At 41.6% G+C, this 23,813-nt stretch carries 21 protein-coding genes; 6 read left to right on the top strand and 15 right to left on the bottom strand.

Annotation, left to right across the window (positions count from 1 at the left end; genetic code table 11):
• Positions 1 to 10: 10 nt before the first annotated feature.
• Positions 11 to 1,252, bottom strand: coding sequence for a stalk domain-containing protein (locus PODO_RS12710; RefSeq protein WP_038570522.1), 1,242 nt, complete (start codon positions 1,250 to 1,252; stop codon positions 11 to 13).
• A gap of 167 nt (positions 1,253 to 1,419) precedes the next feature.
• On the opposite strand from PODO_RS12710, the gene PODO_RS12705 reads away from it, so the two are divergent.
• Genes PODO_RS12705 through thyX form a run of 3 tightly spaced genes read left to right on the top strand, consistent with a single transcriptional unit; the run spans position 1,420 to position 2,669 of the window.
• Complete coding sequence (locus PODO_RS12705) at positions 1,420 to 1,671, top strand: GNAT family N-acetyltransferase (RefSeq protein ID WP_038570520.1); 252 nt, start codon at positions 1,420 to 1,422, stop codon at positions 1,669 to 1,671.
• A 6-nt stretch (positions 1,672 to 1,677) separates the two neighbouring features.
• Positions 1,678 to 1,956, top strand: coding sequence for a GNAT family N-acetyltransferase (locus PODO_RS32315; RefSeq protein ID WP_425311691.1), 279 nt, complete (start codon positions 1,678 to 1,680; stop codon positions 1,954 to 1,956).
• Positions 1,953 to 2,669 carry an FAD-dependent thymidylate synthase gene (thyX, locus tag PODO_RS12695; protein ID WP_038570515.1) on the top strand — a complete coding sequence of 239 codons (717 nt, stop codon included), beginning with the start codon at positions 1,953 to 1,955 and terminating at the stop codon, positions 2,667 to 2,669. Before PODO_RS32315 ends, thyX begins: the two co-directional genes overlap by 4 nt.
• 55 nt (positions 2,670 to 2,724) lie before the next feature.
• Here thyX and PODO_RS30540 read toward each other — a convergent pair whose 3' ends face one another.
• From PODO_RS30540 to PODO_RS12635, 11 genes are all read right to left on the bottom strand, one after another.
• The gene (locus tag PODO_RS30540) at positions 2,725 to 4,131 is read right to left on the bottom strand and encodes a GNAT family N-acetyltransferase (protein WP_080742481.1); all 1,407 of its coding nucleotides are present in this window, start codon (positions 4,129 to 4,131) and stop codon (positions 2,725 to 2,727) included.
• Between the two features lie 103 nt (positions 4,132 to 4,234).
• Positions 4,235 to 4,963, bottom strand: coding sequence for a DUF4163 domain-containing protein (locus PODO_RS12680; protein ID WP_038570513.1), 729 nt, complete (start codon positions 4,961 to 4,963; stop codon positions 4,235 to 4,237).
• 285 nt (positions 4,964 to 5,248) lie between these two features.
• On the bottom strand, positions 5,249 to 5,788 hold the full coding sequence (locus PODO_RS12675; RefSeq protein WP_038570510.1) for a hypothetical protein: 540 nt from the start codon (positions 5,786 to 5,788) through the stop codon (positions 5,249 to 5,251).
• Between the two features lie 11 nt (positions 5,789 to 5,799).
• A complete protein-coding gene (locus tag PODO_RS31885) occupies positions 5,800 to 6,258 on the bottom strand; it encodes an outer membrane protein assembly factor BamB family protein (protein WP_076101723.1) in 459 nt (152 codons plus the stop codon).
• Positions 6,203 to 6,490, bottom strand: coding sequence for a hypothetical protein (locus PODO_RS31080; RefSeq protein ID WP_038570504.1), 288 nt, complete (start codon positions 6,488 to 6,490; stop codon positions 6,203 to 6,205). Before PODO_RS31080 ends, PODO_RS31885 begins: the two co-directional genes overlap by 56 nt.
• A gap of 697 nt (positions 6,491 to 7,187) precedes the next feature.
• Positions 7,188 to 8,171, bottom strand: coding sequence for an ROK family protein (locus PODO_RS12660; protein WP_038570499.1), 984 nt, complete (start codon positions 8,169 to 8,171; stop codon positions 7,188 to 7,190).
• Between the two features lie 16 nt (positions 8,172 to 8,187).
• Complete coding sequence (locus tag PODO_RS12655; RefSeq protein WP_038570497.1) at positions 8,188 to 8,874, bottom strand: N-acetylmannosamine-6-phosphate 2-epimerase; 687 nt, start codon at positions 8,872 to 8,874, stop codon at positions 8,188 to 8,190.
• A gap of 8 nt (positions 8,875 to 8,882) precedes the next feature.
• A complete protein-coding gene (locus tag PODO_RS12650; RefSeq protein ID WP_038570494.1) occupies positions 8,883 to 9,800 on the bottom strand; it encodes a dihydrodipicolinate synthase family protein in 918 nt (305 codons plus the stop codon).
• Between the two features lie 57 nt (positions 9,801 to 9,857).
• Entirely contained in the window at positions 9,858 to 10,745 is an 888-nt protein-coding gene (locus tag PODO_RS12645) for a carbohydrate ABC transporter permease (RefSeq protein ID WP_052096997.1), read from the bottom strand.
• A 12-nt stretch (positions 10,746 to 10,757) separates the two neighbouring features.
• Positions 10,758 to 11,675, bottom strand: a complete 918-nt coding sequence (locus PODO_RS12640; RefSeq protein WP_425311679.1) for a carbohydrate ABC transporter permease — start codon at positions 11,673 to 11,675, stop codon at positions 10,758 to 10,760.
• Positions 11,676 to 11,735: 60 nt separating this feature from the next.
• Complete coding sequence (locus PODO_RS12635; protein ID WP_038570491.1) at positions 11,736 to 13,127, bottom strand: ABC transporter substrate-binding protein; 1,392 nt, start codon at positions 13,125 to 13,127, stop codon at positions 11,736 to 11,738.
• A 261-nt stretch (positions 13,128 to 13,388) separates the two neighbouring features.
• Between PODO_RS12635 and PODO_RS12630 the strand changes: the two genes are divergently transcribed.
• Entirely contained in the window at positions 13,389 to 15,017 is a 1,629-nt protein-coding gene (locus tag PODO_RS12630) for a response regulator transcription factor (protein WP_038570489.1), read from the top strand.
• 5 nt (positions 15,018 to 15,022) lie between these two features.
• Positions 15,023 to 16,828 (top strand): cache domain-containing sensor histidine kinase, encoded by a 1,806-nt coding sequence (locus PODO_RS12625; RefSeq protein WP_036686357.1) that lies wholly within the window; start codon positions 15,023 to 15,025, stop codon positions 16,826 to 16,828.
• A gap of 2 nt (positions 16,829 to 16,830) precedes the next feature.
• Here the strand turns inward: PODO_RS12625 and PODO_RS12620 are convergent, their stop codons facing one another.
• Positions 16,831 to 18,402 carry an ABC-F family ATP-binding cassette domain-containing protein gene (locus PODO_RS12620; protein WP_038570486.1) on the bottom strand — a complete coding sequence of 524 codons (1,572 nt, stop codon included), beginning with the start codon at positions 18,400 to 18,402 and terminating at the stop codon, positions 16,831 to 16,833.
• A gap of 167 nt (positions 18,403 to 18,569) precedes the next feature.
• Here PODO_RS12620 and PODO_RS12615 point away from each other — a divergent pair, with 167 nt between their 5' ends.
• Positions 18,570 to 20,819 carry a pectate lyase family protein gene (locus PODO_RS12615; RefSeq protein ID WP_244886476.1) on the top strand — a complete coding sequence of 750 codons (2,250 nt, stop codon included), beginning with the start codon at positions 18,570 to 18,572 and terminating at the stop codon, positions 20,817 to 20,819.
• A gap of 1,211 nt (positions 20,820 to 22,030) precedes the next feature.
• Here the strand turns inward: PODO_RS12615 and PODO_RS12605 are convergent.
• Both PODO_RS12605 and PODO_RS12600 read right to left on the bottom strand, forming a co-directional pair.
• Positions 22,031 to 23,152 (bottom strand): DUF4179 domain-containing protein, encoded by a 1,122-nt coding sequence (locus PODO_RS12605; protein ID WP_038570480.1) that lies wholly within the window; start codon positions 23,150 to 23,152, stop codon positions 22,031 to 22,033.
• Positions 23,145 to 23,681: a sigma-70 family RNA polymerase sigma factor gene (locus tag PODO_RS12600; RefSeq protein ID WP_036686352.1), complete on the bottom strand. Its 537-nt coding sequence runs from the start codon at positions 23,679 to 23,681 to the stop codon at positions 23,145 to 23,147. Before PODO_RS12600 ends, PODO_RS12605 begins: the two co-directional genes overlap by 8 nt.
• Positions 23,682 to 23,813 lie beyond the last annotated feature (132 nt).

The following is a 23,813-nucleotide window of genomic DNA, read 5'->3' as shown; positions in this document are numbered from 1 at the left end:
TAAGGAAGAATTAATTCGTATAGATCATGGAGACAACACCGTTCGTAAAGGTAACATAGTTATAATTACCATACTGCCAGGTCTCCACTTGAATGCCACTACCTGATAGTGTAGATTTACTTATTGGCTTACCCCAACTAAACTCCACTTGCTGCTTGGTCATCCCAGTAGCAACTATGCTCTTTTTAATCTTAGTCCAAATCGCATCCGACCACTTATAGGTCTTAAATGGATCCGTTGTTAAGAAATATTCTTTATTTCCTAATGTACGGATCAACTCATCTCCCGACATTTTATAAGAGTTAAGAATTTGCCCCGTCGATAAAACCTTAAATGAAATGGCGAATTCACCTTCATAATCAGGTAGAATATCTACAATAGTGACTTTTTGGAACTTATAATCGGAGTCGAATTGATTGAGCCAATATGTTTTTCCAATGAACTTAACGAGGTTTCCTTGTTCTTCCTTCTTAAAAATCTGCGCGGTTTGTTTCGTATAGGCGAACAACTCTGCTTTGCCGAAGTAGATCTCCATCGTCTGATAATTTCCATCCCAAATTAACTCTGCTGACAGTGCAGTCTTTAAAAGCGTGGCAGGAAAAACTGTAGATCCGTCGATCTTTTGCACTTTACCACTCATTTTGACCTTCGCACCATTCACCATTGCAATATCGCTTCCGAGTTGAAGCTGTATTGGCAAATCACCTAGACGAATGCTAAAGGTTTTAGTTGCTGTATTAACTTGGACTGTTGCTCCCAACGTTTGAAAAACCGATTGAACCGGCAAATACATTGTTCCATTAACAAAGGCACCTTGATCAATATCATGGTCCGCACTGATCGAAACTTTTATTGTTTTGGTATCTGATCCTGAAATGACCGTTACGTTCGTTTCTCCTACCGCTAAGGCTTTCATTGTGCCATCGGCTTGCTTTTGCAGCAAATAAGGCTTTTCAATTACGACATTTGCTTGAGCTAACGGGACGCGTTCGGATATGCCATCGGCATCTTTAGCATAGATTTGTACCGGAACATTATCCCCAACAGTGATTTCCGTAGCATCCATCTGAAATATCAAATCTTCAACCTGCTGATTGCCTTCATTGTATGATGACGAAACTGAACTGGCACTCCGTAAAATACTACCTTGATCGTAATCGACGTTACGCGAATCTGCCGCCTTCACTGTATGTATTGGACCCAACATAGATACTGCTAATGCTGCAGTGATGCTCCATTTAATAGCTTTCATTTTCCTTAGATCCCCCTCTAAATATATAAACCTTAATTACTGTATCACAATTCCACAATTTTACTAGAGAAAAATTTACAGAAATATTTTTTTGTATTTCTAGTGAATTTACTCCGTGATAATTACAGAGTCTTCCATTATAATCATGGATTAGGAGGTGTTAGCCCGTGGAGATAATAGCCGACAGATTGATATTAAGAGATTATACAAGCGATGATTTTTCTTTTTATGAAGAACTGGAACTTAATCCTTTGTCTCACAAATATGAAAATACCGCACCAGATGCCAAACAAATTAAAGAGAACTTCCTGTCGATTCTGACTCAGACTACCAGCGATCCGCGTGAGCATTATGATTTAGCAGTATGTACTAAGCAAAATAGAACACCCATAGGTAACGTAAGTATAAAGTTAAATTAGGAAGAGATCAGAGAATGGGAGATTGGCTGGGTCCTACTGCCGGAATACTGGAAAATGGGCTATGCGACTGAAGCCGTCAAAACACTGATAGGTTACGCCTTTAGCTCTCTTAATGCCCATAGAGTCGTTGCATATGCCAATGCAGAGAATCTTCAATCTGAAAAAGTTATGATTAGAGCAGGAATGATTAGAGATGGAATCCTCAGAGAGACTAGATTTTGCAATCAACAATGGTGTGACGAGTTCATTTACTCTGCTCTAGAAAAGGAGGCTACATTAAATTGACAACAATCAAAGTTTTAAATGAAGGTTATGTAAGATTAGTAGATCATATGGGCTCAGATTTAACGGTTGCTAACGCTGCGCGTGTATCTTATGCTAAACAATCTTTTGAGCTTAGTGATCGGGATATTAAACTAATAAAATTCCTTGCCCGTGAAGGACATACCTCTCCTTTCCGCCATGCCATCACTCAATTTGAGGTTTATGCCCCATTAATGGTTGCGAGACAGTGGTGGAAATACGTAGTCGGTTCTGCTCATTACGAAGGTACTGGGGATAGCTTGGAAGCCTGGAACGAATCCAGCAGAAGATACATTACAGAAGAACCCGTCTTTTATCAACCTGCTGCGGGAGAATGGAGATCCAAACCAGAGAATTCCAAACAAGGCAGTGGCGACATCATTGCATGGGAGCTTGGTGAAAAATACACCCGCGAGCTTCAAGAATACACCGAGTTAGGATTATCTAAGTATGAAGCAGCTTTAGCAGATGGCATATGTGCTGAACAAGCAAGACTGTTTCTACCTGCTTATGGATTATTCGTTCGTTGGTACTGGACAGCTTCAGTTCAATCTGTAGCTCATTTTTTAAATCAAAGACTGGAGCATGACGCTCAGAAAGAAATTCAGGAGTATGCAAAAGCAATTTTATCGCTGATTGAGCCACTATTCCCTGTCTCTTTTGATCAGCTGCTGACTACCGGCTCTGTAGATTAATCTTATTTCCTTATATAAAAAAAGAGCCGCCAAACCTTTGGCGGCTTCTCCCTTTCTACACTACCAACCCTCGTATAACTTCAACCTCGTCCCTACTGACTTCAACGAACCCGAGTGATGTATATAAATTCGAAGCACGTTCGTTCTCGATCCGATGGCCAATAACGATTTTGTCGCAATGATGTTCTGCTTTAATATAACGAATTAAGGTATCCATACCCGTTCTGCCTAAACCCCTGTTCTGGTATCTCTGGTCAATCATAAAAGCCATAATCCAATAACTTCCGTCCTCAGGATCTACGCTATACACAGAGAAACCTACCAATTCTTCATCTGCGTATAAAGCGAGCGGGGTCATACCACAATAAGCTGCTTCTGCTAACCAATAGACCACCGGTACAGGAAAAATAGCCTTTTGCTCATCCGATACTTCTAATTGAGTACAAGCGTACCAGTTTTTTTCAGTGATATCCTTCAGCACTATATGTGGTTGAAAGCCGGTTCGTAATCGGTCACAAACTCTTTCTAATTTCAGTTTAAGCTGTTGCGCCCAATCCGGGAAAATAGAATCATCCGAATTCTCCATACACCGAAGTAATCTAGCAAAACTGTATAAGTCTGCAAATCTTTGAAATTCAGGTATCAACTTAATATACTCATCATCTAGCTGCTTAACCGATCTATATCCACTAATAAAATGGTCAATGTTTCTTCTACTTTTATCATCATCCGATTCCGTCAGGTCTCTTAACGCCGATGTAATATCCATCGCAAACCAGTGATACATAGAGTCATCAAAATCGATGGCACTGTAGCGGGATTCTTCTTGCATATAAAAGATATTATCCATCTCAAAATCATAATGTACGAGCCCAGTATGCCCCACTCCAAAAGGGAGCTCTGATAACCAAGCTTCAATCCGCTCATATTCCTTAAGCGCCTTATGCTCCTCAGGATGCCTGCTCAATACGGAATAAATAAAATTCAATGAATCGACCCAGCTTTTGCGATAAGGCGTGCTCGGTGCATAGGTTTCCGAAAAATTATGCAGACGTGCAAGCGATTGGCCCCATTGATAAAAATGAGGTTCCTTCATCTCATCAAGTGAAACATATTCACCCTGGGCCTGTTCAAAAACTACCCCGTGGTATCGCCCGTGATTCGTTAACAACGTTTCAATCCAATTGCCAGACTTAGAACGCACAGGAGCGACGGTCTCATAACCTTGCTCTAATAAATACATCATAAAATCCAGCTCTGCCTGGATATTGTCTGCAGAATTATCCTCTTCATGAGTAAACCTTAAATAAAAGCGTTTACCATTCCACTGAAAGGTATAAATAAAATTGCTACTGGCCCTTACCATCTTTAAAGTTCCAGGCTCATGATTCCAATACTTAATCATTTCTTTAGCAGGAAGATCGTTCTCCGTTCCCCGCACCATGTTCATTAAAGTCATCATTGTCCGATAGTGCCTCCTGCTTCATGACGGATTTGATTCTGGGTTCCCCATTAACATTATCGGTAAATTATTCTATTAAATCAAGGGAATTTAATAGGCTCTATTATTTCTGGAAGAAAAAAGTATTCAGCTTAGGCTTCAGTTTGTCATACTTGATTTCAAACTCAGCATGATCTCCGATAGCATGAGAAATCTGCACACTTATCCCCAGCGTATTCTCCGTCAAGTACCATCTTATATCCGCTCCACTAGTATCTGCGTGCTGAAGTGAAGTCAGCCATTCCTCATCTGATCTTTCAGTAAGAATATTCTTTTGCTCAATAATATCGGATTGAAGTTCACTTTCCTTCAGCTCCTTCAAAAATTCCGCATCGATGGTCACGATATCAGTTAATTGTAGGGGTTCAAATTTCTTCATATCAATATTTATAGTATCAAAAATATCTACAGGATGAGCAGCACCTTCAACATAACTGTATCCTGAAAACTGAATACTTAGTAAGCCTTCATTTTCTAAAGATACAGAATAATCCATATCTAAACTAAAGGTCTCTTTTTCCTCCGGAGAGTAATTATCCAAATAACTATAAGCACGTTCCTTGATCATTTCATTTAACTTCTCTTGTTCATTCGGTTTTCCAAAAATAGATATTTGCGGATAGTTAATATTAATTTGTTCATTGTAAGTATATAACTCCGGAGATAATTCATAAGAAATGCTGTGTTGATTTTCGATTGGCTTAGTTTCGTTTATGTGGTTTTCAAATGTTGGCTCCTTGTTAGTACAAGCTGCTACTGTACACATTACTACAGCAAGAATTATGGATGACAAGGTGGTTTTCTTAATATTAATGCTCCTTCCATCAAAATCGAATTATGATTTGAGCTACAGCGCTTTTGTTCTCCCACCATCTCTAATGTATTGCCCCTTTTTAATAATTGAAGTTGGTGATAGATCTAACCTTTTACTTATTTCCTCAAAATCTATATTTTCATCACGAACTATAAAAGAAAAATTCCCTTTCATTTAGCTTTCCCTATCATATCTATAGCATTTTATAAAAAAAATACTTTTCTAATTAGGACTATATAATTCACTGTGCCGGAGCAAATCCTCTTAGGCTTTGATAGTTTGAAGGTCTCTGCGGACGTGAACAAATTCCCCACCAAACGACTCATCGTCCTCTACCCAGTCATATTTCAGAATAAGCGGAGCAGGCACAACAGTCTCCAGTTGCTCTACAATCTCCCGGACATCATCATTCTGGAACATGACACCCAAAGAATCGGGCGAAACGGTCAACCCCAAACGTTCGACGACTGCAGCGTAGTCAAAAGTCTCCGGCTCCATTTCATATTCTTCTAGAACATCACCTCCAGCATATCTGTCCAGCATTTCCCCATTCTGATAAATGAAAATTTCCAACACTTCATCATCAAAGTATCCTATAGCAAGTACAAGGGAAGAGATCAAGTTAGACAAAGATCTGGCGCTTTCACCAATCGTTTCCCAGTTGAACTTCTCCCCCAGTACTGTTGTCCAGCCTTGGGACTGCCCGATGTAGTAGCTTCCTTTAGGTCTTAGCCGTTTCAAGCTCTTCAGCACGGCTTCCTTATCGTTTGTAAACACGTGGAGATTAGCAAATGAAGTTCCCATTATTCAACCACCTAACAAATGAATTCCCCGCCGGTCAAATTTACGTATAAATTACCGTCTGCGCCCAGGGAAGGGCTGGTGTCACCGTAACTTTCCTCCGGTTGGTATATCCATTTCACTTCGCCATCCGGAGCAATGGCATATAACTGGCTAGAAAGACACCAATACATAACCCCATCCTGATCTATGACAGGGGGACGGTGCCCTTCTCCTTGACCCATCCGTTTCTCCCACAACAACTCTCCATCAGGACTAAAAGCATAAAGTTTGGAATTCACATTTTGACCAACATATATGATTCCTTCACGGGAAATAACCGGATCGCACCAAAATATGGACGAGCACTTGTAAACCCATCTTATGGTTCCATCCGCGTCAAAAGCATAGAGTCTCCCAATAATTTGTGACTCATCTTCATATGTACACAGGTAAATATGGTTTGCCGTATTGATGATTAAGCTCGAAATCACCCTGCCCCACAGCTAAAATGGCTCTCCCTTGTTCATCCACTGTAAACGAGCTTAATCCATATGAAAAATCCGGCCGCCCCGAGTCAACAACTCGCTTCAAAACTGAAAGCGATGTTGGAGCTCTGAATCGGGATTGTCTGGTCCAATTCGCATCAATGGGATGAATGGCTAATGGACGATAGCTACCTTGTTGAAAACCGCCTATTCCTTCGTTGTTATTATAATCGACCATAGTTTGCCCATCCTTTGTTATATAAGTTAAGGGATACAAATTGGATATCTTGTATTTCTTAAGCCTAATTAAAATCTTAGCTAGGCTGGTTTGGTCAAACAAGTTTATCCGAGCCGGACCAGTTAAGGTCGAATTTCCCCGAGTCTTTGGACACATTGAATTCGTCGTAGCGATATCGTGTGATATACTCACATTAATGAATCACCATCATAAATTCAACGTAAAAAGCGAAAAACTGCTCTCTATAACATAGGTTAATTGTGTTGATGGTTGAACGAAGGGTTCATTCGGCATTGGGTACTGGGGTGGGCTATAACTAATAAAAGAAACCACATGGAGTATTATTCACATGTGGTTCTAACTTAATTATTTAAAAAATTAATCAATCCCAAAACACTAATCAATCTTCAATGGCTCAATTACACCGGATCTCAGGGGAATCTGAGGAATGGAATAAATGTATTCTATACAGTTATTTCGTAGGCAAATGCAATCATTTTGACTTTAGTTGCATTTTATACAACTAAAAACACGAGAAGCCACCACTAAGGCTGTAAATCAAGAAAATAGCTGTACAAAATACACTTATATCCATCGGCTTGAGGGATTCGAGAAATATAGTTGTACGAATTACAATTAAATGCTTCTACGTATTGCTCCCCGTGACTTTCTATACAGATAGATGGTGAATAGACCCTTATAGCTCTGCTCTCTTTACTTTATCGGGACTATACTCCCACATCTGCAGCCCCGCACCGATCATTCCACATAAATTACCATGATAGGCTGCTTCAATACGAACATTTTCCAGCATCGATGGCATTACTCTGCCCTTTACTTCCCTTCTAATGCCTTCAAACAAAAGTTCGCCTGCTTCAGCAACTCCACCGCCAATGACGATGACTTTAGGGTTAAAAATATGGATTAATGAAGCAATCGCGGATCCGAGCGCAGCAATCGTGTCTTCCATTAACGCTGTAGCCAGAGAGTCACCTGCCCGCCATCTCGCTATCACTTCCCGTGAGTCTACATTCTCTGGGGACTGGTTATGTAATAAAAGCTTGTCGCGCATGCGACGTGCGATACTTGTGCCTGAAGCATACTGCTCCAAACAGCCTGTTCCACCACAAACGCATGCAGGTCCTTTGAAATCTACGGACATATGCCCTAACTCTCCAGCCCCACCCCAAGAACCGTGGACAAGATGGCCGTCTACGACTATCGCTCCACCCACGCCCGTACCAAGGGCAAGACAGATAAAGTCTTTTACCTCTTTGCCTGAGCCTAAATATTTCTCTGTTAATGCTAATACATTCACGTCATTATCAACGATTACCGGAAGATGAAACTGTGTCTGAAGCAAATCCTTCAAAGCTGTGCCAGCATAGCCAGGGATAAGCTCCGAAGCGGAACGGACACGTCCCGCCTCCCAATCCATTTGCCCTGCTGATCCTACGCCAATTCCTTGGAGTTGAATTCCCGCTTGTTGTGCTGTTATTTCATCCATTAATGTCCGAATAGCTAGTATAATGCGATCTATTGTTTTCGTCTGTCCAGCCAATGTGCTTAGGCTTACAGTATGTAAAACGTCCCCTTGTGAAGAGACGAGTCCGGCATTAATTTTCGTGCCGCCAATATCTACTCCGATCGCATATTCTATATGAGGATCATACCCTTCCATCGCGGACTCACCTCCGTCAGTCATTGAAATTGCTCACGGCCTTAACATATCTCGAAGTGATCAATTGTGGCCTAGTAATTGCACTTCCTACAACAACATAGGATGCCCCCGCATTCTTAGCTTTTGCTGCGTCTTCCGGTGTCCATATCCGTCCTTCCGCAACAACAGGAATGTTCACTAATTTGCTTAATTGTTGAATTAAGACAAGGTCCGGTCCTTCTTGCTGTGTACTGTATGGGGTGTAGCCTGAAAGCGTGGTACCGATGAAATCCACACCTAATTTCTCAGCGGCAAGCCCTTCCTCAAATGTCGAAATATCCGCCATAACCAGCACACCTCTCAGATGTGCATATTCTATTAATGGCTTTACTGACTCTAAGCGTTCTTCCCGATTCGTTACATCAAGCGCAACAATCTCTGCTTTTGCAGAAACAATCGCCTTCACTTCATCTAAGGTTGGTGTTATAAATATGGCTGATCCGGGAATATCCCGTTTAATAAGTCCAATGACCGGTACATTTACTTCTTTTTTGATAGCTACAATATCTGGAACACCATTTGTCCGGATTCCTATAGCTCCTGATTGAACCGCTGCTCTTGCCATTTTAGCCATTGTATCCCCACCATGAAGCGGCTCATGCTCAAGTGCCTGACAGGAAACAATCAGACCTTTCACCGGAAAGATATCACTTATTCGAGTCATTATTAACCCTATCCCTTCGCTTCAAGAATATAATCTAATATTCTATTGTTCAGAGCTTCCACCCGCTCCTGATCGGAATCCTTAATCGGTAAAAGCGGCATTCTTGGCTGACCTGTTTCAAATCCGCGCACACTAAGGATCGCTTTACACGCACCATATAATGAAGGAAAGGAAAGCAATTCAACAATGAGATCATTGATGATAAACTGCCATTTCTGCGCCTCAGCCATCTCTCCTTGCACATAACATTGTTCCACTTTTAGGAATAACTCGGGCATCACCCCATAAGTTCCACCAATCCCGCCATCTGCCCCAATACTGCGGCCCGCCAAATACTGCTCATCTGGTCCATTTAAGACTAGAAAATCCTTCCCGCCTGCGGCTTTAAATTGCTGAAGCTCAAACGTGCTCTCCGCCGAAATTTTCACCCCGATTACTTTATCCTGAGCTGCCATCTTAATCAGCAAGCTTTTCGATAATTGAAAGCCTGTAGTTTGCGGGATGTGATAGATAATAAATGGAAGCGCCGTACTATCAATAATCGCCTGCCAATGACTTTCAACACTTTCCGGTGACAGACGATAATAGATCGCTGGAACAGCCGATACGGCATGTGCGCCAACTTTCTCAGCATGGATAGCTAGTTCAACACTGTCTCTTGTAGATGGGGCACCCACGTGAGCAATGATTGTAAGCTCTTTTCCAACCTCTGCTATAACTGCCTCGAGCATTTGTTTGCGTTCTTCTACAGATTGCAGCATACCTTCGCCAGAGCTTCCGCCAACATAAAGACCTTTTACTCCCGTAGAAGCATACTGACGAGCTAATTTTCGGGCTGCTTCTTTATCGATTTCCCCCTCAGCATCATAACTGGAGTACATAGCAATAATAATGCCTTTAAAGGATTCAAGATCATATGATTTCATAAATTACAGCCTCCATCGTTTAATTCATACTACTAATTTTCGTTGTTATAAGAATAATTAACCTTTTACAGCCCCCATAGTAATCCCTTGGGTAAAGGCTTTTTGGAACATTAGAAAAATTGCAATCATAGGAATAGAGGCTAACGCAGCACCCGCCATAAGCAGTCCATAGTTTGTTGTGAATTCACCCCGAAGAGTCGCTACCCCAAGTGGTAATGTCATCATTGAAGTCGATCTGGTCATGATCAGCTGACTGAAATAATCATTCCAAGAAGTGATGAAGGTAAAGATTGCCAGTGCCCCTATTGCAGGCTTTAACAAAGGTAAAATGATGGTTCCGAACAAACGAATCTCAGAGCTGCCATCTATTTTGGCTGCTTCAATTAATTCTCCTGGAATCGTCTGCGCGAACTGCTTCATTAGGAAGACTCCAAATGGCCAGCCAATCGCTGGTAAAATAAGCCCTTTATACGTGTTGACCCACCCAAAATCTGCAAGCATCGTAAACAGCGGGACAAGAATAACTTGCTTAGGCAATGCCATAGCGGCAACAAACATCGTAAAGATAATCCCTCGGCCAGGAAAAGACTTTTTGGCTAGCACATATCCAGCACAGGAAGAAACGATACAAATCGCTGCCATTTCACAAAAAGCAATGATGAAACTGTTAAACATCCAGCGCTCAACGGGATTCTTAAATAACTCGGTCCAGTTTTGCAGAGTCGGCTTAGCCGGAAACCATTCCGGGGGGATCGTTGTTGCCACAGTCTGAAGCTTAAATGCCCCTGAAACCACCCAATAAAAAGGGAAGATAAAAAACAACGTTGCTAGAATCAACAGGAAGGTCGCTAATATTTTTGGAATCGTCAATTCTTTTTTCCATTTGCTTACTTTCTTAGATTGGCCAATAGGTGCTGTCAGTTCTAACGGATTCGTAGAATTCATGATGTCCCCTCCTTAATACTCAACATCACTGCCAAAGTATTTGAATTGAATGATAGAAATGATCCCGATCACAATCGCAAGGATGACACCCATCGCCGAGGCATATCCAAAATGACCGAGCATAAAGGCTTGTTCGTAAACGCCATACATAACAGTCGATGTGCTATACACAGGTCCACCCGAGGTGAGCAACTGAATTAGCGCAAAACATTGAAAGGTGTTGATCGTGGTAATCACGATAATATATAAGTTCGTTGGCATTAGCATTGGCCATAATATTTTCCGGAAAATCTGCCAAGGCGTCGCTCGATCAATCTCAGCTGCTTCTATGTAAGAAGTAGGAATGTTCCCAATAGATGCCACATATAAAATGATCGGCTGCCCAACAGAGGTCGTTATCAGAACCACGATAATTGCAAGCAGTGCAGTCCTCGTATCTCCTAACCAGGATATAGGCTCCATTCCCAAAAAGCTGGTCAAATAATTTAGAATCCCATAGTTCGGATGATAAATCCAGCCCCAAACGACTGTGATGCTTACAACCGAGGATACAGCCGGCAAATAGAACACTCCACGGAAAAACGATCTGGCAAACTCTTTTTTCTTATAAATATTCATAGAGATAAATAACGAGAAAATAATAACGATGGGTACAGTGATGAGTACAAGCAATAATGTATTTCCCATCGACTTCCTGAAGTTATCATCTTTTATTAAGGAGATATAATTATCGAGGCCAATAAAGCTGAAATCTCTCAAGGAGTAATCAAAGAAACTAATATAGACCCCTTTCACCATCGGATAAGCCACAAAAAGCAGGAAAAACCCAAATGCCGGCACTAAAAAGAGATAACTCATCATCCAGTCACGAATCACATAACCTTTTATTTTGCGAACCGTTGTCCCCACAGTCCTTCCCCATTTCTTCAATGATTTAAAAAGAAAAGAGTGCTTGCCGCACTCTATTCTTTTAGACACCATTCACTTTTTTTATTTCATTGCAGCCTTTGCTTTCGTAATCGCTTCGTTTGCTTTTGCAGCAAAGCTGTCCAAAGCTTCTTTACCGGTTGCTCCTCCAGTTAAAGCACGTTGTAATTCAGGGAACCAGAAAGTACGAATATCAGCATATCCATCGGCAATGGTAGGTGCATCTGTTGTGAATTTACGAGCATACTCAGCGTATTTGTACTCTGCATCATCATAGAGGCCTGTAATCGAATTACGAACAGACAGACCACCTGTTTGAATCAAGTTTTTCTTCCCCCATACAGGATCATTAGCAATAAAATCAATCAGCTTCTTAGAAGCTGTAATCTTAGCTTCATCACCATTATTGAATACAGCCATACCGCCGAGGTAAGGTTCAAGCTTAGGTTCCGATCCATCTAAAGTAGGGAATGGAAGCAGAACATCTTCGAATTCAACCATTTTTTTAGATACGTTCTGAGCTTTAAGTACTGCAGAATAGTTGAGTGTAAAGGCTAATTTCCCTTGTAAAAATAAGTCGTTCACGTCAGCAGCCGCAAGGGAAGCCGCACCAGAAACGCTAAGTTTATCTTTTGTAGCTTGAACGATCCAATCCAACGCTTTTGCAGCATTATCAGTATTGATAGCGACTGCCGAATTATCTTCATTTAGAAATCTGGATACACCTAAGTTAGCAAGATATGCACGAGTTCCTTGATCTCCAGCTTGGCTCTTCGCGAAGAATCCGGTAGGGATAACATCAGGTGCTTTTTCTTTAACTGCTTCCAGCGCTTTCTTATATTCTTCAAACGTCCAAGTTCGATCTTCCTTATCCAGAGGAAGCAAATCTAGCGCGCCAATCTTCTCAAAAACGGTCTTGTTTACCGCCATCATAAAAGGAGCTGTATTGATCGGGTACATAAAGGTCTCATCGCCAACACTAGACTGCTTCCAAAAGGCTTCCGAAATATCATTTTTCACTTCATCGGTCACCATATCATTAAGAGGTGCTAATAAGTCCTTTTTACCCCAGTCAATAATCCGTCCAGGAGCATCATAAATTACATCAGGTGCGGTATTCGAAGCAATCGCCACATTCAGTTTTTCAGGGCCGCCTTCAAATGTGATCATCTCAAGGTTGACTTTAATTTCCGGATTCTTCTCATTAAAAGCTGCAATGATTTCCTTCTCATATTTGCCAACTTCACCATCTAAAGCTTGAAAGCTCGGAAAATTCCACCATGTTATTTCTGCTGGTTTAGCAGCAGTCTCAGTGGCCGCGGGCTCACTCTTATCAGTATTATTACTTGGTTCATTGGCGGAATTCGCTGTATTCGTATTTCCGCATGCAACTAACTGTGTACCTAAAAGTGCGACACCAACAATGCTCATTAGCCCTTTTTTCATTGCTCTCATGTGCTACCCCCTATTATTTTTGTGGAATAAAATACTTTATCATTCCTTGCGCTAATCATAAATCAATTATAAATTTAGGAGAATCCCACTCCTTTTACATTTAGGGTCGTATTCTGACCTATACCTTCTTTCAGTCCCTCTTCAATGTTATAATACATTACATATTCACCTATAATTATTTTAATTTTTAGCTTATAACTTACATTTGATGGTATCGATGTTGAATAATCCACTATAAATCTAGTCTTCCGGAGGGATTTCATGTACAAGCTTATGATTGTAGAGGATGAACCGTTAATACGGACGGGATTAAAACATTACTTTTCGTGGCAGGAGCTTGGTGTTCAGAGTATTGTTGAAGCGGAGAATGGAAAAGAAGGCTTCGTTACCGCACTGCGTGAGCAGCCAGATTTAGTGATCACTGATATTCGCATGCCCGAAATGGATGGTCTTCAGATGATCGAAGAGCTTCGCCAATTCCTTCCTGATACTTTGTTTATCATTTTGACGGGATTTAATGATTTCGAATACGCTCAACGAGCCATCAAACTTGGGAGTGTACATGCTTTTTTGCTCAAACCTTTGGAATATGAAGAAAGTCTAACCGTGATTCAAGAATGCATGAACAAGCTGCAACTTAAACAACAAGAACAAAGAAAACGTTCTACTCTGGAAGGCTCACAACTTATAAAGCTACTACTGGAAGAAGAACAACCTGCAATGGACACTAATTTAATCGCTGAATTATGTAGTTTCAAAAGTAAACATTATTTGTATCTCCCTTTTGTTTTGGCAGGTTTCCTTATCAGAGAAACTCCTTTACAATCCACCTTGTGGATGAGAGAACAGGCTACTAAGTTTATACATCTTGCTACGGAGGCCTATCTCCCGGCAGATCTGCCACGATCTATTTTTACATATTCTGCTAAATCCAAACTATACGGGCTAATAGTCATGGGATCACAGACTGCAACGAGCACTATCCCTTTTGAGACACAAGTACTTACTGAACTCGATCAGCATTTGAACAAGCTTACACTAGAACATCATTTTGCCCTTTATCTTGCTATAGGCACAGTAACGAACGAACTATCTCAAATCACTTCATTACTTCACGAGTCTGAAAAGCTGTTATATCAGCGCTTCTATCAGAAAGAGCGCAATATATTCCATATCTCATCCATAAAGGCAGGCGCCACAGCTACTAAACCAACGCTTATTCAACTAGATGACAACGATAAGAAACGAATAATCTCCTGCATCGAAAACGCCAATAAACAAGAGATATTGCAATTAACGCAACGATTGGCACAAGATATTTCGCATAAAACAGATGGCTCTTCTACTGATCTATGGCTTGCGTATTTACAAGAAATTATAAGTGTCATTATCCGCTTCGCTAATAAAAATCAGATTCATATGGATGGTGTGTACAGCGATAAACTCTTAAACCTCACTTTTGTAGAGGATTTCCACTCCCTTGAGGTCATGTTCGAGTGGCTGGGGAATTGGATGGTTCATTTGGGAAACATTTATACCGAAGGTCTGACGGATAACCATCAGCAGGATGTGATTATCTTTGAACATATTAAATCCTTCATTAGAGCTAATATTGATCAAGATATTACTCTACAAATGGTAGCGGATCGATTCTTCTATAACCCTTCTTATTTAAGCCGTCTGTTCAAAAGAAAACTCGATAAGAACTATATGCGATTTGTAACCGAAATCCGTATGGAATACGCGCAGGAATGCTTAAAAAAACCGGAGATTCTGGTGACCGATGTCTGCACAATGTGTGGTTACAAAAGCTATAAGCATTTCGTTAAAACGTTCCGGATTTTTACCAACATGACCCCATCAGACTATAGAAAACAATCGGGGTGGTAAGCAAAATGATGCAAATAAACCAGCCAAAAAAGCGTTATCGGATGCGGCATGTCAATAGGCAGATTTTTGTGCTGATGATCCTGACCATTACCATTCCTTTGCTGATTATATCCGCGATTATCTATATTTTTTCAAATCAAGCCGTCAAAAATGAATATCAAAGCAGCTCTAATCTCATCCTTAATAATCTTTCTTTCAACATCGACCAGTATCTGCAAAGTATTGAAAAAGGGACCCTTAATGCCCAAGTAGATAGTCAATTACAAACCGCCCTCGAGCATTGGACTATCAACAAAGATAATATCGGGAATGATCTAAGTATTCAGTATGGAAACACGATTGAACAGTTCATCAGCGGGATTGAAATGACGATTAAAAATGTCGACAGTGTGCAGATTTTCGCGGGGTCACGTGTATTCTACTCCGCCAATTTCAATCGTGCGGATTATGATGTGAAGGACTACACCCAAGAGGATTGGTATTTACAGACGCAACAAAAAAAGGGTGGTGTAATCCTATTTGGAAGTCATCTCCCCTTCTATCGCACCAATTCTAAACAATCCGTCATCTCCATCGCCAGAGTCATTAATAAAAAAGGAAGCAAGCAGCCCTTAGGTGTCATGTTAATTGATATCCGGCTGGATTCATTACGTGAAATCTTAAAGCTGTCCGAGAATAGCAAGCGGAAATTCATTATTTTAGACGATAAAGGAGGCAACGTTTATAGCTCAGATTCATTGGAGACGAGTCCTTTAGAGCCTATCCCCATCGACAAACAGGCGCTTAACACTTTTATGAACAATGACGCCGGGAGCTTATATGGTACTTTTGATGACAAGGATTCGTACATTAATTTTGTTACTTCTCCTTACTCCAACTGGAAGGTCATTCAATATATTGATGAAAAAGAGATGACTAAGCAGGCTTCTTTTCTTGGCAAAATCATTTTAACTTTGGCGCTCTTATCGCTTGTCACTGCACTCTTATTTATGTATATCCTCTCGGAACGTGTAACCAAACCTATTATTCTGTTAAGCCGGAAGGTGAAGCTGGTGGGGATGGGTAATTTCGATGTGGATTTGTACAGTAACCGCCAAGATGAATTTGGGGTTCTATATAATGGAATTCGTAAAATGGTAAAAGATTTGCAAAACTATATTGAGCGATCATCGATGGCCAAGGCTCAACAAAAGGTAGCCCAGTATGGTGCGCTCAAAAGCCAAATCAATCCTCATTTTCTGGCAAATGTCCTTGAATCAATTCAAATGAAAGCCATCATCAATGGGCAAAGAGAGATTGGCGAGATGGTGGGAATCGTGGGCAGATTGTTTCGGATTCATATTCAGACTGGGAAAATCACCGTTACCTTGCGCGAAGAACTTGAGCATGTCCGGCTATATGTGAAAATTCAGCAGTTACGTTTTGGGGATAAATTACAGTATATGGAACAGCTAGATCCGCAATGCGAGATCGTTAAGGTCATGCACTTCTCCTTGCAGCCCATAGTAGAGAATGCTATCGTACACGGCCTAGAAAGTCGCAGTGAACCAGGTCTGCTTGAGGTATCCTCGGTGATATCGGGGGATGATATGCTGATTATCGTTAAAGATAACGGCATTGGAATCGAGGAAGAGAAACTTAAACAGCTTCGTTTCCGTCTCTCTCAACCCTCAGATACCTTAGATGAGGAACATATTGGCATTAAAAATGTTCATGATCGTATTCAATTTCATTTTGGCGAAAAATATGGAATTGAAATTTCCAGTCACGTAGGTGAAGGAACGACAGTGATCATCCGTCTTCCCGCGTAATCCTAGACATTTTGCTCAGTAATGCCTAATTTAGGATCAAAGGTGAGCATTTTCGTCGCTATTTTATCAATAAAAAACCGATCATGACTAACTGTTACTACAGCGCCAGGAAAATGAATCAACGCCTGCTCCATCACCTGAATACTAGTTAAATCCAAATGGTTAGTGGGCTCATCTAAAATAATGACAGCAGCTCCGGAGAGAAGGCATTTCGCTAAAGCCACTCTGGCCTGCTGTCCGCCTGAAAGGCTGCCAATCGTTTTGCTCAGATCCATTTCCGAGAATTGCAGCATCGATAGAAATTTATTCACCTTTTTCCGCGGTGCGTCCAGTCCCAGTCCATAAACATTTACGGCATGGCTGACAGTATCTTTATGATCCAGCTCATCCCACATCTGATTAAAGTACGCATAGCTGACCCCGCGTTCCCAAGTCACTTCCCCCGATTCCGGTGCTTCTTGTCCAGTCAATACTTTGATGAGTGTCGACTTTCCGCTGCCGTTCGGACCCACGATTGCTATCCGGTCTTCCTTTTGAATATCGAAGCTAATGTTCTGGAAGATGGAGCGGCCATCATAACTTTGTCCAATCCGCTTCACTTCCCCCAGCTTGTCAGGAAAACGTAAATTACTATAAATATCAGTGATTAATACGTTAACTGGATGAGGTTCCACTCGTTTTTTCATATCCGTTAGCTTACGCGAAAGACGATCCTTAGAGGACTTCTTACTACCGCGGTTTTCAATGGCCTCAGACTCCATAAGGAGAAGTTCTTCTTCCCACTCAAATTGCCGATCGAGCACTTTTTTGCGCATCTTCTTTTTACGAACGTAATCGGTATAATTCCCTTCATATTCCTGGAAATGATAGTTCTCGATTTCTATCGTCCGCGTGACCACTCTGTCAATAAATTGCCGATCATGAGAGACCAGAAGCATCGCCCCATTGAAACGGTGCAGCCACTGCTCCAACCATACGATCCCTTCCATATCCAAAAAGTTAGTAGGCTCATCGAGCAATACAACATCAGGCCCTTCAATTAAGACTTTAGCCAGTGCCGCGCGGTTCCTCCAGCCTCCGGATAACTCCTCTACAGGTTGATGCCGCGATCTCTCATCGAATCCTAATTTAGTCAGCACCGTATTGATTTCCACAGATACATTCCAGCCATCCAAATGCTCCATTTGTCCAAAAAGCTCAGCTTGGCGCTCTAAAAGTACATTCATCTGGACATCATCCGACACCTGCCCAAGCTGTTCTCCTATTTGGTTAAGCTCCTGTTCAATGCGTGCTACCTCTTCGAAGCAAAGTTCTAACTCTTGTTGTACAGACAAAGACCCGGAAAGCTCCGAAAATTGAGAGAAGTAGCTGATCTTCACATTGGGATCTAATTCTACTTTTCCTGCCGTTGGCTCCTCTTTTCCCATTATTAGCTTAAAAACAGTAGATTTACCTGCTCCATTTCGTCCGATTAAGCCAATACGTTCACCCTTGCTCACACGAAAATAAATATCTCGAAAGATCAATGTATTCTCATATTTCTTAGTTACGTTCTCCATTCGGATTACGCTCAAGTCTATCACTCCTAGTTCGTATAGATCAGAATTCATCGTTGAATACCCAAAAAGCTATTATAGCACTAATTAAAAAAAGGACTTTATAATCATATTATTACTTATATTTATTTCCGATATATGTATTTATATTAATATAAATTTATAAATACATAAGGAGGATTACAATGAGTTTGCTAAAATCAATCAAGAAAAATGTGAGTGTTACTATGTGCATAACCCTGCTCTTTTCTCTTTTTATTGTGTATCCGGCAAGTGCTTCTACCTTCTTCCAAGACCGCTTTGAAGAGGGCGGTAATCTATGGACATCCACTAGTGGGAATTGGACTATTGTTGAGGACGAAGGCAACAGCGTATATTACCAGTCTGCCACAAAAGAAGGACGTACTTCTGCAGGTGATTCAGCCTGGAGCGATTACACTGTGGAAGCGGATGTAAAAGTAGTTGATTTTAATGGCTCAAACAGAACTTATGTTGCAGGCAGATACATAGATGGAAATAATTTTTATGCAGCTTCTTTGTATAATAATAATGATGGCATGCTGGAAATCAGAAAAAAGGTTTCTGGATCTACTACAACTTTGACCAGCAAACCCTACACTCTGCAAACAGGAGTTTGGTATAATGTAAAACTTGAAATGAGCGGAAATACCATCAACATGTATGTAAATGATACGCTGGAGCTCTCAGCTTCCGATTCCAAATTAAAAAAAGGTACAGCAGGGCTCGTTACCTTTAAGACAATTACGATGTTCGACAACGTGACCGTTTCTGACACCAATGGCACTACACCGACACCGACTGTCACGCCGTCACCAACTGCTATACCGACTCCGACTGCTATACCAACACCAACTACAATACCGACTCCGACTGCTTCACAGACACCAACTGCTTCACCGACACCTACTGCTACACCAACACCTACTGCTGCACCGATACCGACTGCAATACCGACTCCGACTGCTACACCAACACCTACTGCTACGCCGATACCGACTGCAATACCGACTCCGACTGCTACACCAACACCTACTGCTACGCCGATACCAACTGTTTCACCAACGCCTACACCGGTACAGGTTAGTGAATATGATTTGGCTGGGTTTGCCACAGGAACAACAGGTGGTGGAAATATCCAAGAAACCAGTCCACTCTATAAAAAGGTATATAGCGCAGAAGATCTTGCCACTGCACTGAGAAAAGGATCCAAAATAAAGGTTATTGAAATTATGAACGACTTGGATCTGGGATGGAATGAAATTTCTGATGCGGCAAAGATCTCCCCATTTAGCGCTCATAACAGTGCTTTAACACATCCCGTATTAATAGAGACTGGTGTCAGCAAAGTGTCTATAGACAACTTCGACGGTTTGACCATTTTCTCTGCTAAGGGTGCAACCCTTAAACATGCCGCTTTTACTTTTAAAAGAAGCTCTAACGTCATCATCCGCAACCTTGAATTTGATGAGCTGTGGGAATGGGATGAAGCAACCAAAGGAAATTACGATAAAAACGACTGGGACTACATCACCATTGAGAATAGCAACAACGTATGGATCGACCACTGCACCTTCAATAAATCTTATGACGGAGTTGTCGATGTTAAAAAAGGCAGCAACGGCGTCACCATTTCATGGTCTTCCTTCTTAGGGGATGATAGAAACGCAAACAGCTGGGTTACTCAGCAAATTAATGCTATGGAAGCCAACAAGGCTGCTTATCCCATGTACGCTTATTTAAGAAGCAGCTCAGTTGGCCTAAGTAAAGACGACATCATTGCGATTGCCGCTAGTCAAAAAAAGGGCCATTTAATAGGCGCAACAGAATTTGCAGCTGATAATGCGCTTCTTTCTGTGACGCTCCATCACAACTACTATAAAGATATACAAGACCGCATGCCCCGCCTTCGTAGTGGTAATGCGCATGCCTATAACATTGTAATGGACAACGAAGATACCAGATTGGCTAAAAAACGTCTAACCTCCGCTATGGAAAAAGCGATCTCAAGCAAGGGGTATCATTTCGGGGTTACAAGTAACGGAGCAATCTCGACAGAAGGAGGAGCTGTATTACTTGAAAGTTCTGTAATCATTGATGTAGTGAATCCACTTCGCAACAATCAAGCGGATGCGAGTAATAGCAAATATACGGGTGCAATCGCAGCTTTAGATACGATCTATTCACTAGATGGAGCAACATTCAGAGGAGACAGTACATCTAAGAACAGCCCTCTCTCCCCTGCACCCGCTGCCGTTAAAGCATTTGCATGGAACGGATTCACAACACTACCTTATAGCTACACTTCAGATGACCCAGTTAGTCTAAAATCTAGACTTACCGCTGTTGACGGTTCAGGGGCTGGCAAATTGTCCTGGTCAAACGAGGAATGGTTGAAAACAAGTTACAGTAACTAATTCGACTAATGCGACTAATGCGACTAACTAATCACTGAACACATACTCCCATAACTACAACGAGAAAAGTTACTAACTTAGTTGCCACATTAGCGCCACCTTTGCACCAAATTAGCGCCATATTAGCGCCATATTAACACCACATTAGCACCACTTTTGTTCCGCACTAACGCCACTTTTGTTCCGCCGAAATATCTAAGACGCTCAGACGGTGTTTTACAGTTTACTGTGCAGTATTTACGAGGTCAGATGGCGAGTTTACAGTTTACAGTGCAGTATTTACGAGGCCAGATGGTTCGGACTCAGGAGCCCTTATTTCGAAAAATCCGGGCATTTCGCAGTGCTATCGGACTCAGATGCAGCTATTCAACCCAATATGCTTAATTTTGGTGTGGATTTAGACCAATAAGAGCTATGCAGTCCGAAAACTCAGCAAAATGGTCAAAAAAGCCAAAATAGTTGCAATACAGTCCGTTAGGAGTGTTACGCGCGTGAGAAACATGAGGAACATGAGAAAAGTGAGGAGCGTTATTAACTTAATTGCCACTTAGCAACACTTTTGTACCGCACTAACGCCACTTTTGTTCTGCCGAAATATCTAAGACGCTCAGACGGTGTTTTACAGTTTACTGTGCAGTATTTACGAGGTCAGATGGCGAGTTTACAGTTTACAGTGCAGTATTTACGAGGCCAGATGGTTCGGACTCAGGAGCCCTTATTTCGAAAAATCCGGGCATTTCGCAGTGCTATCGGACTCAGATGCAGCTATTCAACCCAATATGCTTAATTTTGGTGTGGATTTAGACCAATAAGAGCTATGCAGTCCGAAAACTCAGCAAAATGGTCAAAAAAGCCAAAATAGTTGCAATACAGTCCGTTAGGAGTGTTACGCGCGTGAGAAACATGAGGAACATGAGAAACCTGTGAAACATGTGGAGCCTGAGAACATGAAGAGCCTGTGAAACGTGAGAAGCCTGTGAAACGTGAGAAGCCTGAGGAACATAAAGAGCCTGTAGCCCCTGAAGAGCATTATGCACATACAGTCCCGATAGGAGCATTAGGAGTTTGTCCTCATTAACAAGTGACGAATTTGGTGTTAATGGTCGTTCACAAAGTTAGTATAATGTCCCAACAATAACAAAAAGGCCGCAACCAGCGGCCTTTTTCTATATTACGACTTCCAACGCATATTCACTAATATCGCTTACCGCTCATTTTTTCAGAATATCAATATACTCTTCTTTCTCTCGATCTGCCCCCGCACTAAGCTTCAAACGCAGTGACTTCGGGTGATCCAACACATTGCTGCTGAAGTAACTTATAAATCCATCATCAGCTCCACTACCAGAATTCGGATTAATTTTAATGTCGTGCTTCCCAACCTGCGCAGTTAATTCATAGGGGAGCTTTTGAAACAGTTCATTTCGGACGATCCAATCCGTTTTCAATTCCTCATTTATCGTAAATTTGAGCGCTATGCTTAACGGAGAAAGCTCGACTTCGGCTAGTTTTACTTCCTGTCCGTCAATTTTGAAAGGGTGGTCCACAACTAACGTCTCCGTCTTCAGCTCCCAAAACTTAGGATCAATAGAGAAGTTTACTTTTAAACGATCAGAATACCGCATGTCAGATAAAACCGTTCCTGTTTTCGGTTTACTTAACATTCCCGGGTCTACAGAGGCAATCTGAAAATCCGCCACTACGTCTGTTGGTCTTGGTTTATTTCGGTCCAGTGAAAATGCAGTTTTGCCGAGCCAAGTATATATGGTTCCCTCTGCGTGTGCTCCCATTCCGCCTCTATTCCCATTCTCCTCCATTACATCTCGTCCAGTTTCAGCATCTGTCAGCTTCACACTATTTACACTGTACACTTCCTGACCATCACTTGTTGTTCCTGTATACAGCAGCATGATTTTGTTTTCATCAGCAAGCACAGCATTCAGAGTAATTTTATATCCATTTGATTCAGCACTCTTATTAACGATTTGTACATAATCATTCCGGATTGCAGACTCTAAAGTAAGAGCATCAATATCAGCTGCAGCCAATGTTTTAAAAGGCTCCAATACGCCCCAATCGAACGTTTCAGCACTCGAAGTCCCTTGCTGTGGCATCAGCTGGGTTGGATTGAAGAACAGCAGGCCCGCTATCATCATTGCAGCCGCCAGCACAGACATCGCGCTTTTTGTGAACATTAACCTTCTGCCACGTTTCTTGCCTAATTCCAAGCCTGCTTGGATCGCATAGATTTGAGCGGCTGCATTCTCTATTTTTTGTTCTTGTGGGATACGTTCGGCATCGCTTAACATGGCAAGCTCCTCTTGACTACTCATTGTTCCATTCACCCCGATTCTTTATGATGGTTCGCAACTGCTTGAGCCCTTTATGCTGCCAAGTCTTAACCGTTCCCTCGGGTTTATTCATAATGTTAGCGATCTCAGTCAAGGTCATATCGTTGTAGTATTTTAGCAGCAGCACATGGCGATACTTGGGCTTAACCTGCTCAAGTGCCCACAACATTTCCATCCGATGATGGCCAATATGTGTGACCTGTTCTCCTATTCTTTCATCTACCAGCGGCATGGAACGTTTTCTTCGTCTTTGTTCATCTATACAGACATAAATTAGAATTCGAATAATCCATGATTTGAATGCTTTGGGGTCCTTTAATGTTTTTCTTTTAATCCAGGCCCGGCAAGTCATTTCCTGCATCGCTTCCAGCGCATCGTTTCGGTTCCGCAAGTAACTATAAGCAATACTGTACAGTTGTTCTCTATGTACCAATATCGAATCGTAAAAATCCGTCTCGCTCCGAGTATCAAGAATCGTTACTTTTTTCATTTCTGCATTAGTCATCGTCATGTCCTTCCTTAGCCTCCCCTCTTCAACCTTTCATAGATTAAGACGGGGGAGGTATAGAAACGGTTTTTGTTTCGTTTAACTTTTTTGCCAAAAGCTCTCTAAATTATAGCATTCTATAAAAATTGAACGAAA

This window comes from Paenibacillus odorifer (assembly GCF_000758725.1).
Classification (GTDB): Bacteria; Bacillota; Bacilli; order Paenibacillales; family Paenibacillaceae; genus Paenibacillus_AQ; species Paenibacillus_AQ odorifer.
Note: the sequence above shows the minus strand (reverse complement) of the source record. Positions and strands in the feature narration are given on the sequence as shown.

Excerpts from the sequence above, each read along its gene's own strand:
- PODO_RS12710 (WP_038570522.1), bottom strand. The coding sequence starts at position 1,252 with ATGAAAGCTATTAAATGGAGCATCACTGCAGCATTAGCAGTATCTATG.
- PODO_RS30540 (WP_080742481.1), bottom strand. The coding sequence starts at position 4,131 with ATGATGACTTTAATGAACATGGTGCGGGGAACGGAGAACGATCTTCCT.
- PODO_RS12675 (WP_038570510.1), bottom strand. The coding sequence starts at position 5,788 with ATGGGAACTTCATTTGCTAATCTCCACGTGTTTACAAACGATAAGGAA.
- PODO_RS31080 (WP_038570504.1), bottom strand. The coding sequence starts at position 6,490 with ATGGTCGATTATAATAACAACGAAGGAATAGGCGGTTTTCAACAAGGT.
- PODO_RS12660 (WP_038570499.1), bottom strand. The coding sequence starts at position 8,171 with ATGGAAGGGTATGATCCTCATATAGAATATGCGATCGGAGTAGATATT.
- PODO_RS12655 (WP_038570497.1), bottom strand. The coding sequence starts at position 8,874 with ATGACTCGAATAAGTGATATCTTTCCGGTGAAAGGTCTGATTGTTTCC.
- PODO_RS12650 (WP_038570494.1), bottom strand. The coding sequence starts at position 9,800 with ATGAAATCATATGATCTTGAATCCTTTAAAGGCATTATTATTGCTATG.
- PODO_RS12645 (WP_052096997.1), bottom strand. The coding sequence starts at position 10,745 with ATGAATTCTACGAATCCGTTAGAACTGACAGCACCTATTGGCCAATCT.
- PODO_RS12635 (WP_038570491.1), bottom strand. The coding sequence starts at position 13,127 with ATGAGAGCAATGAAAAAAGGGCTAATGAGCATTGTTGGTGTCGCACTT.
- PODO_RS12630 (WP_038570489.1), top strand. The coding sequence starts at position 13,389 with ATGTACAAGCTTATGATTGTAGAGGATGAACCGTTAATACGGACGGGA.
- PODO_RS12625 (WP_036686357.1), top strand. The coding sequence starts at position 15,023 with ATGATGCAAATAAACCAGCCAAAAAAGCGTTATCGGATGCGGCATGTC.
- PODO_RS12615 (WP_244886476.1), top strand. The coding sequence starts at position 18,570 with ATGAGTTTGCTAAAATCAATCAAGAAAAATGTGAGTGTTACTATGTGC.
- PODO_RS12605 (WP_038570480.1), bottom strand. The coding sequence starts at position 23,152 with ATGAGTAGTCAAGAGGAGCTTGCCATGTTAAGCGATGCCGAACGTATC.
- PODO_RS12600 (WP_036686352.1), bottom strand. The coding sequence starts at position 23,681 with ATGACGATGACTAATGCAGAAATGAAAAAAGTAACGATTCTTGATACT.